This window comes from Streptomyces sp. MMCC 100, assembly GCF_041538145.2.
GTDB lineage: Bacteria > Actinomycetota > Actinomycetes > Streptomycetales > Streptomycetaceae > Streptomyces.
Window position 1 is genome coordinate 3180526 of sequence record NZ_JBGORK020000001.1, and the last position, 16235, is coordinate 3196760.

Here is a 16235-nt window from a genome sequence, read left to right on the forward strand (position 1 = left end):
GCGGATCGAGCCGGTGTCGTGGTTGGCGCACTCCCCGAACTCCGGTAGGTTAGGTGAGCCTTACCTAATGAATTGCCGAACGGAGGTTGGGATGGGTGACAGCCACGCCTGGACGGCCGCGCCGGCCGCGGCGGAGCAGGCCCGGTCCGTGCTCGCCGCCGCCTGGTCCTGCGCGGTGACCGCGGAGGGCGGCCGCGAGGAGTTCGTCGGCGCGCACACCATGGCCGACGACGGCCGGGTGCTCCTGCACGTGCCCGAGGACAGCGCGCTGCTCGCTGCGGCGGTGTGCGCGCCCCGCGGGGAGCCGTCCGCCGTGCTGGAGTTCGCCGACGTGGCGCCCGTCCCGGTGCGGGGCCGGATCAGGGCCCGGCTCTGGCTCGCCGGCTGGTTCGCCGTGACCGACGGGCACTTGGCCTTCCGGCCCACCCGCGTGGTGCTGCGGCGGCCGTCCGGGGCCGTGGTGGTCGACGTCGACGAGTTCACCGCCGCCGCGCCCGATCCGCTGGCCCTGGCCGAGGCACGGCTGCTGACCCATCTCGCCGACTGCCACGACGACGCCGTCCAGCGGCTGACCCGGCTCGTGGACCCGGACAGCCTGCACGGAGCGGTCCGGGTGCGGCCGTTCGCCGTCGACCGGCACGGACTGACCCTGCGCATCGAACGCGTCCGCGACCACGGCGACGTACGCCTGCCCTTCCACGCGCCCGCCGACGAGATCGCGCAGCTCACGGAGCGGGTGCACGTGCTCCTCGCGCAGGCGAGCGCCGCCTCCTGCCCCCGGGCCCTACAGCGGCAGCGCGCAGACGGCGACGGGTGAGGCGAACGGCTCTCCCGCAGGGCGCAGTTCGCCACCGTCCTCGCTCACGCGGAACGCGCTGACGGTGCCGGACCGCTGGTTGGCCGCGAACAACAGCCCGCCGTCCGGTGAGAAGGCGATCTGCCGGGGGAAGCCGCCGCCCACCGGCACCGTGTCGAGGAGCCGGAGCCGGGCGCCCTCCGCCTCCACCGCGTACCGGCTCAGACTGTCGTGCCCCCGGTTGGCGAGGAAGGCGTAAGCGCCGTCGGACGTGACCAGGAACTGCGCGGGGTAGTTGGTGCCGGACCCCGGGCTCGGCTCCGCCCCGGTGGACTGTGACTCGCCCACGGTCAGGCGTCCCGTCCCCGGGTCGTACGCGCAGACCGCGACGGTGTTGTCGACCTCGTTGGCGAGATAGGCGTGGCGCCCGCCGGGATGGAAGGTGAGGTGCCGGGGCCCGGCGCCCGGGCGGGCCCGTGCCCGCGAGACCTCCACGAGGGTCCCCGCGTCCTCGTCCAGGCGGTAGGTGTACACGGTGTCCGTGCCGAGGTCCACGGCGAGGACATGGTCCCCGTCCGGGCCGGTGACGACCTGGTGGGCGTGCGGACCGCGCTGTCCGGGGCCCGGCGGGGGAGTGGAGTGCGTGACCAGGTCGGTGCGCTCGCCGAGCGCGCCGGAGGCGTCGATCGGGTGCACCGCGACGCTGCCCGAGCCGTAGTTGGCGCTGAGCAGCCAGCGTCCGCCCGGATGCACGGACAGGTGGCAGGGCGCCACGCCGCCGGTGCTCCGGCTGCCCAGCACCCTGTGGTCCGACAGCCGGACGGCGGTCACCGCCCCGTCCTCGCGCTCGTTCACCGCGTACAGGGTGCGGCCGTCGGGGTGCACCGCCAGATACGAGGGATCGTCCACCTCGGCGAGGATCCCGCGGCCGGTGATCCGGCCCGTGCCGGGGTCGTACTCGGCGAGCCCGATGCCCTCGCCGCCCGCCTCGGCGGAGGTGTAGGTGCCGAGGAGGAGCGGGCGCGGTCCGGAGGACTCCCGCCGCCTCCCCGACGCACCGCTGCTCGCCCCGGGCGCGGTGGCCGTAGTGGCCGGTCCCTCCGACTCCGCCGGTCCGCCACAGGCCGCTGCCGCGGGGAGGGCCGCTGCCGCGGTGGCGGTCCGCGCGAGGAGCGCGAGGAATCGCCGCCTGTTCCGACTGTCACGGTTCATGCCGCTCTCCTGTGGGGGCCGGGGGCCGGGGGTCGGGGGCCGTGGGGCGGGCGGTGGTGACGGTGACGCTTCCGGCTCAGCCGGGCCGGCGCACGGCGCTGCCGCGGGAGGGCCGTTGCCGGGGGAAAGCCGTTACCGGGGGAGGGTCGTTGCCGGGGGAGGGCCGCTGCCGCGGGGAGGGCCGCGAGAGGAGCCCGACGAAGCGCCGTCTGTTCCGGCTCAGCGCGCATGCCGCCCTCCCGTCCGGTCCCGTCCGTCCGCCGCCCGCGGCGTTCCCGCCCCGTCTCCTGCCCGTCCCCGCCGTGCGCACGTCCTGTTTCTCTACCGGTCCCCTACCAGTCCCCGTCCTGCACCGGCTTGCCCGAGGCGTCCTTGAGGGGGTGGACTTGGTGGGGCGTGGGCGCCTGCCACGGCTCGTGGTCGTCCCCGATCCAGTCCCCGACCGGCTTGACGTCCTGGAGCGGCTCGGCGGCCGCGAGGTCGTGGGCGTCCTGGTCGTAGTAGTCGTACCAGGGCAGACCGGCCCGGGTGTACGCGGCCCGGTCCACGGGGGACGGCGGCGGCGCCTCACCGGTGATGCGGCGCCACTCCGGCGGCGTCACCAGGTGCACGAAGACCCGGCCGGCCGGCCGCTCGGCCCAGTCCGTCAGCGGCCGTTGGTCGCGGTACACCTCCTGGCGCATGGAGCCGCCGACGCCGAGACCCATGGCGGGCGCCGACCGGGGCCGGGGCGCACCGCCGTAGCCCGGGGCCGCGCCCGGCGCGGCCGGGGCCGCCGCCGGCGCCGGCGCCGCAGCTCCGAAGGCCCCGCCCGAACGGGCCGCCCCGCGGGCCGGCTCGGTGCGCCGCCGCTCCTCCTTGCGCCAGCGGGCCAGCTCCGTGGCGCCCAGGGCGAACGCCTGCAGCTGGACGCCTCCCCAGACCTCCTCACCGGTGACCTGGCCCTCGACGGTCGCCCCCATGCCGAGCGGCACCGCCACGAACTGACGGACCGTGCCGGTCCCGGAGTTGATGCCGTCCAGCCAGGGCTGGCGGGGAAGGACCACGTAGTTCTGCGGATCGCGGGACAGCCGGTCGCTCCACGGCCTGCCCGAGACCGCGCACACCTTGCCCACACCCACCTGAAGGGCGGCCGGCTCCCTCGTGCCCGCGAAACTCAGCCACATGGCCTCACGCAGGTACACCGGCAGCATCACACCGCCGCGGGCACGCCACTCCTCGGGCACGGTGTCGGCGTAGTCGGAGACCCGGCGGACCGGGAACTCGCCGAGCCCCGGCGGCAGCGGGTGCGTCCCCGTCTCGGGCAGCCGAAGCGTGCGTATGAAGCGCACCGCCGCACCGCCCGGCAGCGACAGCCGGTTCCCGTCGATCCGCACACTGGTGTCGGTCATCCGAACGCCCCCTCGATCGCTGTGCCTGTGTCATACGCCTGCGCACTGTTCGTTGTTCGTCGTTCCTCAAGAGGAACGCCGGGCGGTGGTGCCGCGGTTCCGCCTGCGCGGCCGGGCCCGTACCCGGTCCCACAAGCGGGTCAGCCGCGGCATGCGCTCGCGCTGCTCGCGCGTGTGGCGGTCGAGCTCCTCCAGGAGCCGGCGGGAGCGGTGTTCGGTGTCCATCTCGTCGATGATGCGGTTCACCTCGGTCAGCACCGCGCCCCGCAGCTGCCACTGCCGGGCGTCGCGCCGGACCTCGTCCAGCAGCAGGTCGGCCAGCCTGTCCCGGGTGGCCGCGGCCTGGCGCAACTCGGTGGCCAGACGCTCCTCCGCGGACTCGGCGTTCTCACTCGCGCTGCTGGTGACCAGCACCGAGAAGCTCACCACGGCGTCGGCGATCTCGGACAGCAGCTGCTGGACGGCGGCCCCCGTCTCCGGCGCGAACAGGGGCTCCGGCTCCCGCTCCTTGGCCAGGTCGGTGAAGCTGCGCGCGAGGACCCGCATGACCACCGTGCAGATCTCCAGGGTGTCCAGACCGGTGCGCAGCACGACCCGGTGCAGCAGTCCCTCACGCACCCGGGGGTTGAACCGCAGGCTGTCCTCGGCCTGGCGGAGGTCCTCGTCAACCTCACCGATGTCGTGGTCGAGCCGGCGCGCCTCGTGCAGCCGGGCCGCCGCCTCGTGGAACGGCGTGCTCCCCGCTGCCTCCTCGCCCATGCGCAGCAGCAGTTGACGCACCTGCCTGGCCAGCCCCACGACGGACTCGCCGGCCTGCTCCACCCACACCGGGGGCGCGAGGATCAGGTTGAAGACCAGACCGACGATCGCCCCGATCAGCGTCTCCACCACCCGGGCCCACGCCAGGCTCCCGTGCGAGGTCACGCCGAGCACCAGCATCGCGCTGATCGCCACCTCGGCGGTGAACTCCTCGGCGCGCACCAGGTGCCCGACGCCCAGTGCCGCCAGGATGATCAGGGCCAGGCTCCACCAGCTCAGCCCGACCAGCTGACTGAAGGCGATGGCGACCAGGACACCGGCGACCACGGCGTTCACCCGGCGGAAGCTCATCTTCAGCGTGGCGTACAGGGTGACCTGGACGACCAGCAGCGCGGTCAGGGGCGCGGTGAGCGGCGCCGCCGACTTGTCGGGGGTCAGCCGTACCGCGATGACGTAGGCGATCGAAGCCGCGGCGGCGGAGCGCACGGCCTGCACGACCATGGGGTCCCTCAGCCACTTCACCCGCCGCAGAGCCGCCCTCGCGGCCTCAAGCACATCCCGCATCCTCGGGCTGTTCCCTTCCGCAGACGCCTCGAACGTGTCCGATCAGGACGGTAGCCGGACGCGGGCGGCCGGGCCCTTCTCACGCGCCGGGCGCCGCCGGACGGATCAGCCGGTCACCTTGGCGACGAACGCGGACAGGTTGCCCAGCGTCCGGGCGATCTGCTCCTCCAGGGTGAGGGTCTCCTCGAACCGGCCGCCGTTCTCCGGCACCTTCATGCCCCGCAGGTACAGGGAACAGGCGAGATCGGTGCACATGTACAGGCCGACCGAGTTGCCCTCACGGCCGGCCGCCCCCGCTTTGCGCGCCGTCATCAGCGACACACCGCCCCGGGGATGGGTGGTCAGGCACAGCCCGCACATGCTGCGCTGGAAGTAGCCGCTCCGGGCCTGCTGGAACCGCAGCGCCACACCGGTGAGGCGTCCGTCGTGGTCGGCGACCAGGTAGCTGCGGTCGGGTGCCCCGGGATCCCGCCAGCCGAGGAAGTCGAGATCGTCCCAGGGGCGCTCGTCGAGACCGCGGGGAACGGTCAGGCGCTTGGCCTCGCCCTTCGAGCAGTTGATGAAGGAGGTGCGGATGTCCTGCTCGTCGAGCGCTCTCATGGGAGCCTCCCCTTGGTCGAAAAAAGGTGTCCTAGGGTCTCTAGGTTTCCACCTAGCGTAGATAGCCTACGGGGCGAGTCGCCATCTGTTTTCGCAGAGCGCGAGTTCATAGCATGAATTAAGGGTGAAGGGAAGTCGCGTGCGGCTGTCCCGCAGAGGTATGTTGCAGACCGGGCACGGCAGGGGAGGAGCCACATGGCGGGGCGGAACGGGCGCACGGTGCGCGACCTCAGGAGGGCCAACCGTACGGCCGTGCTGCAACGGCTCTACTTCGACGGACCGCTCAGCCGGTTCGAACTGGGCCCGGCCACCGGCCTCAGCTCCGGTTCCGTCAGCAACGTGGTCGCCGACCTGGTCGCCGACGGACTGGTGGAGGAGGCCGGCAGCGTCGACTCCGACGGCGGCCGGCCCCGCACCCTGCTGCGCGTGGCTCCCGCCAGCGGCCACATGATCGGCGTGGACGTCGGCGAGACCCGTGTACGGGTCGAACTGTTCGACCTGACGCTCACCGAACTCGCCCGCGCCGAACGCCCACTGGCCCAGCAGCGCTACGACGTCGACGTCATCGTCGGCCACATCCGCGACGGCATCGCCGAGGTGCTGGCCGCGGCCGGACTCCCACCCGAACGGCTGCTCGGCGCCGGGATCGGCGTCCCCGGCATCGTCGAGCACACCGCCGACCGCGGGGCCGTGGTGCACGGCCAGACCATCGGCTGGGACGCGGTACCGCTCGAGGCCCTGCTCCGCGCCGGATCCCCGCTGCCCGACACCGTCCCCTATCTCATCGACAACGGCGCCAAGACCCTCGGCCAGGCCGAGATGTGGTTCGGCGCCGGACGCGGCGCCCGCAACGCGGTCGTGGTCCTCTTCGGCTCCGGCGTCGGCGCCAGCCTCGTCACTCCCGAGGCCGAGCAGGGCCGGGCGGTCGAATGGGGGCACCTGACGGTCCGGGTCAGAGGCCGCCGCTGCCGCTGCGGAGCCCTCGGCTGCCTGGAGGCCTACGCGGGCGCCGAGTCACTGCTGGCCCGCTGGCGGGAGGAGGGCGGCCGGGTGCCGGAGGGCACCGACGAGGAGACCGCCCTCACCGCGCTGCTCGCCGCCGCCTATCCGTCCGGCGGCGAGGCGGCCGACCCGGTCGCGCTCGCCGTCCTGGAGGAGACCGCCGAGTACCTGGGCGCCGGCCTGTCCGACCTGATCAACCTCTTCCAGCCCGAGCGCATCCTCATCGGCGGCTGGGCCGGCCTCCAGCTCGGCACCCGCTTCCTGCCCGCCGTACGCCGCCACGCCGTGTCGTACGCGCTGCGCCACCCGGCCAGGAAGGTGACGGTCGACCTGGGGCGGCTCGGCCCGGACGCCGTCACCGTCGGCGCCGCGATCCTGCCCCTGGCCGACTTCTTCGCGCGCGGCGGCAGACGCCCCGAGCCGGCCCCCGAGTACCCGGTTCCCGCCTGGCGCACCGCGCTCGAGGAGCGGGCGCCGCACTGAGGTTTCGCCGGTCACCGAGGAGGTACCCGACGCCGCCCCGAAGGCCGTCGGAACCACTGCCGGACGGCCTCGGACGAACGGAGAACCACGGGAAGGAGCGCGCCGTGTCCGACCACCGCCACGAAGGGCCGGGTGAGAACGGTGCCCCCGTCCCGCGCGACATGCCGGACCAGCAGGCCGGGGACCACGACGACCCGTGGGAGGCCGCCGCGCCCACCCGCGAGCAGCGCGAGCAGCGGCAGGGCCTGGAGGACGAAGGGCCCGAGGGCGACGGGGAGGCCGCCGGTGACGCGGAGACCGGGCCCGCGACCGACGTGCCCGACACCGACGAGGCGGGAACGGGCCGGCAGGGCGCACCGCACTCGGGCGCCGTACACCCCGAGCACCCGGTGCCCGACGAATCCTCCGGCTGAACGGGCCACCTGAACGACCCGGGCGACCGAGCGACCGAGACGAGCCACCTGAACGCCCCGGGAGTGAGGGGCCGTGCGTGAGGGGCGGCGGGCACCCGCACCGCCGCCCCTCACGCGTCGCGCTCAGCCGACCTTGCGACCGCGCATCGGCTCCGTGTCCGCCCCAGCGCCCTGCTGGAGCCCCCGCAGGAACTCCTCCAGCACCTCCGTGGCCGTACGCGTCGCGCGCCAGCCCAGTTCCACCCGCGCCCGCGTGCAGTCCATGATCGGCAGCCGCAGCACCGCGTCGAACAGGTGCGGCGAGGCCGGCAGCAGCCGCAGCCCCCACGCGGCGGCGATGGCCGAGCGGGCCGCGGTGCGCGGCAGCCGCACCGGACGCACCCCGATCAGCTCGCCCAGCAACTCGGCGTCCACCGGCGGCTCGGCCGCGAGGTTGAACGCGCCCCGGGCGTCCTCGGAACGCGCCGCGAGCCGGTAGGCGCTGGCCGCGTCGTCCGTGTGCAGGGCCTGCACACGCAGCCCGGGGATGTCCGGCAGGAACGGGAGCAGCTCCGGACGCGCCGCCGGACCCGGCAGGAACCGGCCGCCGAAGATCCGGCGCTGCTCGCTGGCCGACTCCCGCTTGAAGAGGAAGGCCGGCCGCATCCGCACCACCCGGATCCCCGGATGGTCGCGCTCGAAGGTGTCCAGGGCCCGTTCCAGATAGGCCTTCTCCCGGCAGTACGCGGCGTCCGGCCAGCCGTGCGTCGGCCACGACTCGTCCACCGCGTGGTTCTTGGGTCCCGGCGAGTACGCGCCTACCGACGAGGCGTGCACCAGCGCCGGCACCCCGGCCGCGGCCACCGCGTCGAAGACCCGGATGGAGCCGAGTACGTTCGTGCGCCAGGTCGTCGCCGGATCGTGCGTCGGCTGGAAGGCCCAGGCCAGATGGACGACGGCGTCGGCGCCGGCGAAGTGGCCGGTCAGGTCGGTCTGCTCCGAGGCCAGGTCTACCGCGGCCCACTCGGTCTTCGCGGGCGACCACTCGGGGATTCGCCGGGCCAGCCCCAGCACGGACCCCACCTCCGGATCCTCGGAGAGGAGCCGCACCACACTGGTGCCCACGTTGCCCGTGGCCCCCGTGACCACGATCCTGCTGCCCGTTGCGCTGCTCACCCTGTGCTCCTTTCGGCCGCCTGCCCGTGCGGAGAGCACCGGGTACCCGTCGCCCGGGCAAGGCACGCGCGGGAAAGGAACGCGCGGGAAAGGAACGGGCGGGAAAGGCACGCCTGGGAAGGCGGGCACCCAGAAGGCGCACAAGGGGAAGCCCCGACCGCGACGGGGGAATCACGGCCGGGGCGGCTTGAGGCGGATACGGATGGCGGTCGCCTCGCGGCGAAGGGCTCCACAGGGCTTCAGCCGAACGATCGTCCCTGTGGGCAATAGGTGAGGCCCGGGGACACTGTCCCATCCGTACCCACGTTCTGTTCAACGGCGAACGACCCGCCGGTGTTCCACGGTCTGTCGCGGTTTGGGGTGATGTGCGTCACTGGTCGCGGGGGTCGTTCGACTCACGGGGGTCGTTCGACTCGCGGGGCTCGGGCACGACCTCGGTCCACAGGTTCTCCGCCTGCAGCAGCAGCGTGCCGAGGACCGCCGTCCGAGCGGCCCCCTGTCCGGCGTGTTCCCGCAGCCCTTCCTGCACCCGCCGGTGCAGTTCCTCCATCGTCTCCTCGGTGGCTGCCGCCGCGTCGCCCTCGCTCCGCTCGCCCACGAGCCGGTTCGCCTCGGCGTGGCAGGCGTCGCCGATCAGCCGCAGCAGGCGCGCGTACAGGTCGAGGACCGGCCCCTCGGGCGGCGCGGGAGTCCGGTGTTCGTCGGCCGCCACGGCCAGCGTCCGGGTCAGCGCGCCGATGTTCCCGGTGACCCGGCTCCACCGTTGGTCCTCGTCCTCCGGCGGCGCCACGGTGGGCCCGCGGTGCAACCGGCGCAGTGGGCCCGAGGTCAGCCGCAGGCTCTCCCGGCTCCACGACCGGGCGGAGTACAGCGCGTCCAGCCGCCGTTCGAGCCGTGCGGCGTCATCGGACCAGCCGGCCGCGCTCTGCGAGTCCCACTGGGTCTCCCGCAGGTCGGCGGCGACGGTGCACAGGAGGTCGCCCGACTCCCGGGCCAGCGCCGCGAGGTTCTCCCGTACGTCCCTCAGATGGATCGGCGGCAGCACCAGAGCGTTGACCGCCACTCCGATGACCGCGCCGAGCGCCGCCTGTCCCACCCGGTGGCCGACCGCGGCGGCCGACACGGTCGTACCGGAGGCCAGCACGAACACGGCCGTGGTGGCCGTGTAGATGCCCTGTCGGCCGAAGCGGGACCAGTTGGCCGCCAGCATCAGCACCGGCAGGGACAGCACCAGCGCCCCCGTGTTGTCCTCCGTGATCGCCTGCGCCGCCGAGGCCACCAGCGCCCCGGCGCAGATCGCCGCGAACTGCTGCCCGGCCTGCCGCACCGAGCTGTAGACGGTGGCCTGCACGAGGACGAGCGCCACCCAGGGCGCCATCAACGCCATCGGATCGCCGAGCCACACGCCCGCGACGGCCCAGGCGATGAGCGCCGCGCCCGCGGCCTTCAGCGACTGCACCACCAGGTCGCGTTCGCGTCCCGGCTCACGCCAGGCCGCCCGCACGGCCCGTCCGACGGCACACGCCTCCCACCACACCGCGGCCACGGGCCGCCTTCCCCGGAGCGCTTCCCGGAGGGTGTGTGTCACAGCGGTCATGCGGTACCGGCCGTCCGCACGGCGCGCGGACTCGTCTCGCAGTGCAATGTCTCCCTGTGGAACACGGACCCGCGGCTCATGCGAACGGGCTCTCGCGCAGGCGGGCCAGCAGGTCGGCCGGGTCGGCGTAGACCGCCTCAGCGCCCGCCTCCTCCAGGTCGGCGCGGGTCAGACCGCCGCACAGCACGCCCACGCAGCGCACCCCGGCCCGGCTGCCGGCACGCATGTCCCACACGGTGTCGCCGACGAAGACGGACCGCTCGGCCGGTACCCCGGCCAGGTCCAGGGCGTGCTCGACCGGCTCCGGCGCCGGCTTGCCCGCGTCCACGTCGTCGGCGCTCGCGGTGGCGGCGATCGCGTCGTCCGCGTCGATCGCCCGCCGCAGCGCGCCCAGCTCCGCGCCGCCCGCCGAGGTGGCGAGGACCACCTTCCAGCCGTCACCGGCCAGGCGGCGCAGCAGCTCACCGGCGTCCGGCAGCGCCGGCAGCCGGTCGAAGTACTGTCCGTACAGTGCCTTGTGCGCGGCGCTCAGTCCGGCGTCCTGGTCCGTGTCCCGGTCCTCGCCCAGCAGATGTGCGATCAGGTCGGTGGAGGCGAGTCCCACCGCCCGGTGGATCGCGTGCATCGGCACCCGGTGACCCGCCTGCCTGAACGCCTCCCACCAGGTCGTCACATGCAGGTGATTGGTGTCGACGAGGGTTCCGTCGACGTCGAACACGGCCGCCCGTTCCATGCACTGTTCCTTTCCTGTCCTGGTCCCTTCCCGGCCCGGGACCGGCGGACGGGTACCACGTCAGCGGCCCGCCACTCCGGACGGTGTACGGCCCTCACGCGTCCAGGCCAGCAGCTCGTCCAGGGACCAGGCGGTGACCACGCGCTCCGGGGGCACCCCGCACTCCTCGGCCCGTGCGCAACCGTGGATCTGCCAGTCCAGCTGACCGGGCGCGTGCGCGTCGGTGTCGATCGAGAACAGCACGCCGGCCGCCACCGCCCGGCGCAGCAGCCGCCGCGGCGGGTCGAGCCGCTCCGGGCGGCTGTTGATCTCCACGGCCGTGCCGGACTCCGCGCAGGCGGCGAACACCTCGTCCGCGTCGAACTCCGACTCCGGCCGCCCCCGCCCGGTCAGCAGGCGGCCGGTGCAGTGCCCGAGCACGTCCGCGTGCGGGTCGCGGACGGCGGCCACCATCCGGCGGGTCATCGAGCGGGCGTCCATCCGCAGCTTGGAATGTACGGACACGACGACCACGTCGAGCCGCTCCAGCAGCTCCGGCTCCTGGTCGAGCGAGCCGTCGTCGAGGATGTCGCACTCGATGCCGGTCAGCAGCCGGAACGGCGCCCAGGTGGCGTTGAGCTCCGCCACCACGTCCAGCTGCTCGCGCAGCCGCGCGGGGGAGAGCCCGCGGGCCACCGTCAGCCGCGGCGAGTGGTCGGTCAGGGCCGCCCACTCGTGCCCGAGCGCCGCCGCGGTCCGGCCCATCTCCTCGATCGGGCTGCCGCCGTCGGACCAGTCCGAGTGCAGATGACAGTCGCCGCGCAGCCGCTCCCGCAGCTCTTCACCGCCCCGGGCGAGCGGGGTGTCCGCCTCGCCCTCCAGTTTCGCGAGGTAGCCGGGCACTTGTCCGTCCAGCGCCTCGCGCGCCACCTGCGCCGTCTTCGGTCCGACACCCTTGAGCGACTCCAGCGAGCCGGCCCGCTCGCGCAGCTCGGCGGCCGGCAGCCCGCCGAGCACCCCCGCCGCGGTGCGGAAGGCGCGGACGCGGTACGTCGGCGCCTGGGCCCGCTCCAGGAGGAACGCGATCCGCTCCAGCGCCTCGACGGGGTCCATCGCCACCTCCTCGTCCGACCTCGACCGGCCCCCACCCGACCTCTGCCGACAAGTCCAGGGTTCCCCACAGCACCGGGACCCGCACCACGAGCCGGGCGGTCGTGCCCGTACCGGAGCGGGACGGTTCCCCGCTCCGGCGGGTTGCGGCCTACCCTCGATGCATGACCGAGATCGACAGCCCGCACATCGGCAGTCCGCGGATCCTCGTGTTCGGCGTGCACCCGGGCCCGCCCCCGTTCCGGATCGTGGAAATCGACGGCCAGGTGGTCGGTGAGGCCAAGGCCGTCACCGACGTACTGGAGGCCGCCGCAGCCTTCGGCATCACCGTCCACGACCTGGACGATCCGGAAGTCGTCCGCTGGGTGGGCGGGGACAAGTTCACCTGGACCGCGCACTAGGACGAGTCCGGGCCGCCCCGCCCGGTGCGGTGCCTCAGCCGACCGTCCACTTCTGGTTGGCGCCGCCCGTGCAGGTCCAGATCTGCAGCCGGGTGCCGTTGGCCGAGTTGTTGCCGGTGACGTCGAGGCACTTGTCGGCCTGGGGATTGACGATGTCCTGCGCGGCGGTGACGACCCATCGCTGGGCCGCGCTGCCGTTGCAGTCCCACAGCTGGACGACCGTGCCGTCCGCCGTGCCGCCGGCGTTGACGTCCAGGCACTTGCCGAGCGCCCGGATCGTGCCGTCGGAGCCCACCGTCCACTGCTGGGCCGCGGTGCCGTTGCAGTCGTAGAGCTGTACCGGTGTGCCGTTGGCGGTGCTCGCCGCGGCGACGTCCACGCACTTGCCGGCCAGGCCCCTGATCGCGCCACCGGTGGAGGAGTCGCCCGTCGTCACCGAGACGTGGTCCACCACCAGTGTCTGCGGGAATACCGTGGAGCCGTCCGGGTCGCCCGGCCAGTAGCCGCCGACCGCCAGGTTGAGGATCAGGAAGTACGGCCTGTTGAACACCCACTGCTTCCCGCCCAGGTCGGCCGGGGTGCGCCGCTGGTACACGTTGCCGTCCACCGACCAGGTGATCGAGTCGGGCGCCCAGTCGACGGCGAAGGTGTGGAAGGCGTCCGCGAAGGCCTGGCCGCCCGGCAGGGTGTAGCCGGCGCCGATGCCGCCGGAGCCGGAGTAGCCGGGGCCGTGGATGGTGCCGTGCACGGTGGAGGGCTCGAAGCCGACGTTCTCCATGACGTCGATCTCGCCGGAGTCCGGCCAGTTCACCGGCGTGCCCAGCATCCAGAAGGCCGGCCACATGCCCTGCCCGCGCGGCACCTTCATCCGTGCCTCGACGTGCCCGTACTGCGCCGTGAACTTCCCCGAGGTGTTGAGCCGTGCGGAGGTGTACTGGCAGGTGCCGTACCAGCACTGGTAGTTGGCCGGGTTCTCCTTGCGGGCGGTGATGACCAGGTGGCCCTGGCCGTCCAGGGCGGCGTTCTTGTTGCCGGAGGTGTAGTACTGCCGTTCGTGGTTGTTGACGTTGTCGCCGGTCTCGATCTGCCACTTCGAGGAGTCGACCGCGGCTCCGGCCGGACCGTCGAAGGTGTCGGAGAAGGCCACGGCGGCGGCCGCGGCGGACGAGGCGGACGAGGCGTCGACGGCCCCGGCGGTCCGGGAGCCGTCCGGTTCCGCCTGGGCGGGGCCGGCCACGAGGGACGCGGCCAGTCCGGCGGACAGGGCGGCGGCGAGGAGACATCTGCGGAGCAGGCGTGGGCGGGCCACGGCTCTCCCTTCCGTACGGCGCCCCGCGGGGCGCCGACCGAGGTGGGGGGTGGGGTGGTGTCGCCTCTTTATTCAAGTAGTGAAATAAGGGCCGGTCAATACCTTGGTACGGACCAGATTCTCGCTCTCAGGTACGCGCCGCGCGCGCGTGCACCGTGCGGCTCATCCGCCGGCCGAGAAGCAGGTAACCGACCAGCGCGCCGCCCGTGTTGAGGATGACGTCGTCGATGTCGAAGGCCCGCCCCGTGACCAGGGCGCCCTGGGCGAACTCCACCAGCAGCATCACGACGGCCGTCAGCAGCAGCACGCGCAGCACCCCGCGCGTACGCGGGGCGACGACCGGGACCAGCACCCCGAAAGGCACCCCGAGCAGAATGTTCCCGCCGATCTGCTTGACGGCGTCGCGCAGCGCGGGCTGGTCCAGATAGGCCTTCAGCGAGCGCCCGGGGTGCAGGTTGGTGTGCGTCAGGGCCTCGGACGCGGGGGAGGGATGCAGGGTCAGTCGCGCCAGTACCACCGCGAACACCACCATGAAGACGAACGCGCACGCCGTCGCCAGCAGCCGCAACGGCAGGGCGAGCGCGTGCCGTTCGCCACGGCCGGAGTCCCCCGTCCTGGTGTTCCCCGTCTTGCTGTTCGCCGTCTTGGTGTCCCGCGTCCTGGCGGCACGGGGGCGCGGCCACGAACGCGGCCGTGAGGCGGCACGAGCCATCTCGGTCCTCCAGTCGTCAACTTCCCCGCGTGGTAGGGCGGTTACCCGCCGAGCCGTCGAGGATGCCCGGCGAACCGCACGACCGGCCGCGCCCGCCCCGGCCCGTCGGCTCGCTGCCCCCCGGGTCCCGCTCCCGGTTTTCCCTCGCCCGGCCGGGGCACTCCGGCCGGTGGAGCCGCCGCGCGCCGCCGTCGGCCGCCCCTCGCACGGTGCTTGGATGACGGCGAAGTCGGAACGAAAAGCAATAGGAGCGGCACAAAGGGCATCCGGGGTCGAAACACCGGGCCCGGCCGTGACGGGCCGTGGAGGTGGCGTGTGAAGGGCCGTAGGACACTCCTCGCCGTGGCCGAGGTGGCCGCGTGGTGGGTCCCGCTCGCCGCGCTCTGGCTGGTCCTCGTCAGCACCGTCGACCCCCTGGAACTCGCCGTGGGCGCGGGCGCCTCGGCCGTGACGGCGCTCGTGGCGCGCGGCGCTCGGCAGGCGGTGACCGGGCGGTGAACGGCTGGATCCTCGCCGCCGTCGTCGTCCTCGCCGCCGGAGTCGGTGCCACCCTGTGGGGCGTGGCGACCGGGCCCCTGCGCCGCCGCGCCACCGCCCAGAACCTCTCCACCGCGCTCGCCTGCCCGGCCCTCCTGCTGCTCGCCCAGGGCTACGACCGCCCCGCGTACGTCGACCTCGCCCTGGTGCTCGCCGTCCTCGGGCCGGTCGGCACGCTCGTGTTCGCCCGGCTGCTCGCCGACGACCTGGCCGACGACCCGCCGCACGCCCGGGGCCCGACCTGGACGGCCGCGGCCCTCGGCGCCGGGGTCGTGGTGGCGGTGGGCGTTGCCACCGGGCCGGGCAGGGCCCTGATCAAGCTGCTGGTGATCGGGGCGCTGCTGGTCGGCGGCAACCTGGTCGCCTCCCGCGCCCTCGCCGGCGGGATGCAGGAGGGTCGTCGTGACTGAAACCGTGACCGTCGTCGCGCTGCTGCTGGTCGCCGCGTCCGCCACGGCGGCGGTGGCCGTCCGCGACCCCGTGCGCCAGTCCCTGGTCCTGGCCGTCCTCGGCGTCGTCCTGGCCGTGCTGTTCACCGTGCTCCAGGCACCCGACGTCGGTCTGTCGCAGCTGGCGGTGGGCTCCGCCCTGACCCCTCTCCTCCTGCTGCTGACGGTCCGCAAGGTGCGCAGGCGAGGTCGGGGCGGGCAGCGCGGTCAGGCCGGGCACGCCGGGCAGCGCGGAAGGGAGAGCGGATCGTGAGCTCACGCATGCGGCTGTGGCTGGTGGCCGTGGGCGGCGCCGGCCTCGCCGCGCTCCTCGTGGCCGCCTGCCTGCGCCTGCCCGGCTTCGGCGGCGACCGCCACCCCTACGGCGACCGGGCCGTCGAGGCTTCCCTGAGCCGGCACACCGCCAACACCGTCGCCTCCGTCACCTTCGACCAGCGGGCCTTCGACACGCTCGGCGAGATGAGCATCCTGTTCGCGGCGGTCCTCGGCAGCGTGGTCCTGCTGCGCCAGACCCGCGACGAACACCGGGCCGCTCCCGAACCCGCCGCCGTCTCCCGGCCCGTGCGCCGCTACACCCTGCTCGTCCTGCCCGTCGCCCTGCTGACCGGCCTCTACGTCGTCGCCCACGGCCAGGTCAGCCCCGGCGGCGGCTTCCAGGGCGGCGTCGTCGCGGCCACCGCCCTGCACCTGCTGTACCTGGGCGCCGACTACCGCGCCCTCGAACGTGTGCGGCCCATCGCCCCCTACGAGGCGGGCGACGCGCTCGCCGCCTCCGCCTACCTCGTCACCGGCCTCGCCGCCCTGCTCGGGGGCTCCGCCTTCCTCGCCAACACGCTGCTGCCGTACGGCACGTTCAACACCCTCGCCTCCGGCGGCACCGTCCCGCTGCTGAACGCCGCGATCGGCATGGAGGTCGCCTGCGCGGTCGTCGTCCTGCTCGCCGGGTTCCTGGACCAGGCCGTGGAGATCGTGGACCAGGGCGAGAGCGGCGACAGCCACGACACCTTTGACAAGCGCGGGAAGTGAGAGCGCC

General features: G+C 73.8%; 18 protein-coding genes. 8 read left to right on the forward strand and 10 right to left on the reverse strand.

Going from position 1 to position 16235, the window contains the following annotated elements; translation table 11 throughout:
* The first annotated feature begins 91 nt into the window (after positions 1-91).
* Positions 92-817: a DUF2470 domain-containing protein gene (locus ABS735_RS14740; RefSeq protein ID WP_373905726.1), complete on the forward strand. Its 726-nt coding sequence runs from the start codon at positions 92-94 to the stop codon at positions 815-817.
* Here the strand turns inward: ABS735_RS14740 and ABS735_RS14745 are convergent.
* The 4 genes from ABS735_RS14745 to ABS735_RS14760 all read right to left on the reverse strand — a co-directional run bounded on the left by ABS735_RS14745 (position 785) and on the right by ABS735_RS14760 (position 5322).
* Positions 785-2008: a lactonase family protein gene (locus tag ABS735_RS14745; RefSeq protein WP_373905725.1), complete on the reverse strand. Its 1224-nt coding sequence runs from the start codon at positions 2006-2008 to the stop codon at positions 785-787. The genes ABS735_RS14740 and ABS735_RS14745 overlap by 33 nt on opposite strands.
* 332 nt (positions 2009-2340) lie before the next feature.
* Positions 2341-3399, reverse strand: coding sequence for a hypothetical protein (locus ABS735_RS14750; RefSeq protein ID WP_373905724.1), 1059 nt, complete (start codon positions 3397-3399; stop codon positions 2341-2343).
* Positions 3400-3465: 66 nt separating this feature from the next.
* Positions 3466-4722: an FUSC family protein gene (locus tag ABS735_RS14755; RefSeq protein WP_373905723.1), complete on the reverse strand. Its 1257-nt coding sequence runs from the start codon at positions 4720-4722 to the stop codon at positions 3466-3468.
* Between the two features lie 105 nt (positions 4723-4827).
* Complete coding sequence (locus ABS735_RS14760) at positions 4828-5322, reverse strand: FBP domain-containing protein (RefSeq protein WP_373905722.1); 495 nt, start codon at positions 5320-5322, stop codon at positions 4828-4830.
* Positions 5323-5517: 195 nt separating this feature from the next.
* Between ABS735_RS14760 and ABS735_RS14765 the strand changes: the two genes are divergently transcribed.
* Both ABS735_RS14765 and ABS735_RS14770 read left to right on the forward strand, forming a co-directional pair.
* Positions 5518-6807, forward strand: a complete 1290-nt coding sequence (locus ABS735_RS14765; RefSeq protein WP_373905721.1) for an ROK family transcriptional regulator — start codon at positions 5518-5520, stop codon at positions 6805-6807.
* Positions 6808-6911: 104 nt separating this feature from the next.
* Positions 6912-7220, forward strand: a complete 309-nt coding sequence (locus ABS735_RS14770) for a hypothetical protein (RefSeq protein WP_373905720.1) — start codon at positions 6912-6914, stop codon at positions 7218-7220.
* Between the two features lie 123 nt (positions 7221-7343).
* On the opposite strand, the gene ABS735_RS14775 is transcribed toward ABS735_RS14770, so the two are convergent.
* The 4 genes from ABS735_RS14775 to ABS735_RS14790 all read right to left on the reverse strand — a co-directional run bounded on the left by ABS735_RS14775 (position 7344) and on the right by ABS735_RS14790 (position 11797).
* Positions 7344-8375, reverse strand: coding sequence for an SDR family oxidoreductase (locus ABS735_RS14775; protein WP_373905719.1), 1032 nt, complete (start codon positions 8373-8375; stop codon positions 7344-7346).
* Positions 8376-8745: 370 nt separating this feature from the next.
* A complete protein-coding gene (locus ABS735_RS14780; RefSeq protein WP_373905718.1) occupies positions 8746-9972 on the reverse strand; it encodes an FUSC family protein in 1227 nt (408 codons plus the stop codon).
* 76 nt (positions 9973-10048) lie between these two features.
* Positions 10049-10705: an HAD family hydrolase gene (locus ABS735_RS14785; protein ID WP_373905717.1), complete on the reverse strand. Its 657-nt coding sequence runs from the start codon at positions 10703-10705 to the stop codon at positions 10049-10051.
* Between the two features lie 60 nt (positions 10706-10765).
* On the reverse strand, positions 10766-11797 hold the full coding sequence (locus tag ABS735_RS14790) for a PHP domain-containing protein (RefSeq protein WP_373905716.1): 1032 nt from the start codon (positions 11795-11797) through the stop codon (positions 10766-10768).
* Between the two features lie 161 nt (positions 11798-11958).
* Here ABS735_RS14790 and ABS735_RS14795 point away from each other — a divergent pair, with 161 nt between their 5' ends.
* Positions 11959-12195 (forward strand): hypothetical protein, encoded by a 237-nt coding sequence (locus tag ABS735_RS14795; protein ID WP_373905715.1) that lies wholly within the window; start codon positions 11959-11961, stop codon positions 12193-12195.
* Between the two features lie 34 nt (positions 12196-12229).
* Here ABS735_RS14795 and ABS735_RS14800 read toward each other — a convergent pair whose 3' ends face one another.
* Positions 12230-13504: a ricin-type beta-trefoil lectin domain protein gene (locus ABS735_RS14800; RefSeq protein ID WP_373905714.1), complete on the reverse strand. Its 1275-nt coding sequence runs from the start codon at positions 13502-13504 to the stop codon at positions 12230-12232.
* Positions 13505-13631: 127 nt separating this feature from the next.
* On the reverse strand, positions 13632-14216 hold the full coding sequence (locus tag ABS735_RS14805) for a VanZ family protein (RefSeq protein WP_373905713.1): 585 nt from the start codon (positions 14214-14216) through the stop codon (positions 13632-13634).
* 315 nt (positions 14217-14531) lie between these two features.
* Between ABS735_RS14805 and ABS735_RS14810 the strand changes: the two genes are divergently transcribed.
* Genes ABS735_RS14810 through ABS735_RS14825 form a run of 4 tightly spaced genes read left to right on the forward strand, consistent with a single transcriptional unit; the run spans position 14532 to position 16228 of the window.
* On the forward strand, positions 14532-14714 hold the full coding sequence (locus ABS735_RS14810; protein ID WP_373905712.1) for a hypothetical protein: 183 nt from the start codon (positions 14532-14534) through the stop codon (positions 14712-14714).
* Positions 14711-15163 (forward strand): MrpF/PhaF family protein, encoded by a 453-nt coding sequence (locus ABS735_RS14815; protein ID WP_373905711.1) that lies wholly within the window; start codon positions 14711-14713, stop codon positions 15161-15163. Before ABS735_RS14810 ends, ABS735_RS14815 begins: the two co-directional genes overlap by 4 nt.
* A complete protein-coding gene (locus ABS735_RS14820; protein ID WP_373905710.1) occupies positions 15156-15455 on the forward strand; it encodes a hydrogenase subunit MbhD domain-containing protein in 300 nt (99 codons plus the stop codon). The genes ABS735_RS14815 and ABS735_RS14820 overlap by 8 nt, the downstream gene beginning before the upstream one ends.
* Entirely contained in the window at positions 15452-16228 is a 777-nt protein-coding gene (locus ABS735_RS14825) for an MnhB domain-containing protein (protein ID WP_373905709.1), read from the forward strand. The genes ABS735_RS14820 and ABS735_RS14825 overlap by 4 nt, the downstream gene beginning before the upstream one ends.
* Positions 16229-16235 lie beyond the last annotated feature (7 nt).

Bases quoted from the DNA above. Each gene is read 5' to 3' on its own strand.
- ABS735_RS14765 (WP_373905721.1), top strand. From the start codon at position 5,518: ATGGCGGGGCGGAACGGGCGCACGGTGCGCGACCTCAGGAGGGCCAAC.
- ABS735_RS14805 (WP_373905713.1), bottom strand. From the start codon at position 14,216: ATGGCTCGTGCCGCCTCACGGCCGCGTTCGTGGCCGCGCCCCCGTGCC.
- ABS735_RS14785 (WP_373905717.1), bottom strand. From the start codon at position 10,705: ATGGAACGGGCGGCCGTGTTCGACGTCGACGGAACCCTCGTCGACACC.
- ABS735_RS14740 (WP_373905726.1), top strand. From the start codon at position 92: ATGGGTGACAGCCACGCCTGGACGGCCGCGCCGGCCGCGGCGGAGCAG.
- ABS735_RS14750 (WP_373905724.1), bottom strand. From the start codon at position 3,399: ATGACCGACACCAGTGTGCGGATCGACGGGAACCGGCTGTCGCTGCCG.
- ABS735_RS14745 (WP_373905725.1), bottom strand. From the start codon at position 2,008: ATGAACCGTGACAGTCGGAACAGGCGGCGATTCCTCGCGCTCCTCGCG.
- ABS735_RS14755 (WP_373905723.1), bottom strand. From the start codon at position 4,722: ATGCGGGATGTGCTTGAGGCCGCGAGGGCGGCTCTGCGGCGGGTGAAG.
- ABS735_RS14795 (WP_373905715.1), top strand. From the start codon at position 11,959: ATGACCGAGATCGACAGCCCGCACATCGGCAGTCCGCGGATCCTCGTG.
- ABS735_RS14790 (WP_373905716.1), bottom strand. From the start codon at position 11,797: ATGGACCCCGTCGAGGCGCTGGAGCGGATCGCGTTCCTCCTGGAGCGG.
- ABS735_RS14780 (WP_373905718.1), bottom strand. From the start codon at position 9,972: ATGACCGCTGTGACACACACCCTCCGGGAAGCGCTCCGGGGAAGGCGG.
- ABS735_RS14760 (WP_373905722.1), bottom strand. From the start codon at position 5,322: ATGAGAGCGCTCGACGAGCAGGACATCCGCACCTCCTTCATCAACTGC.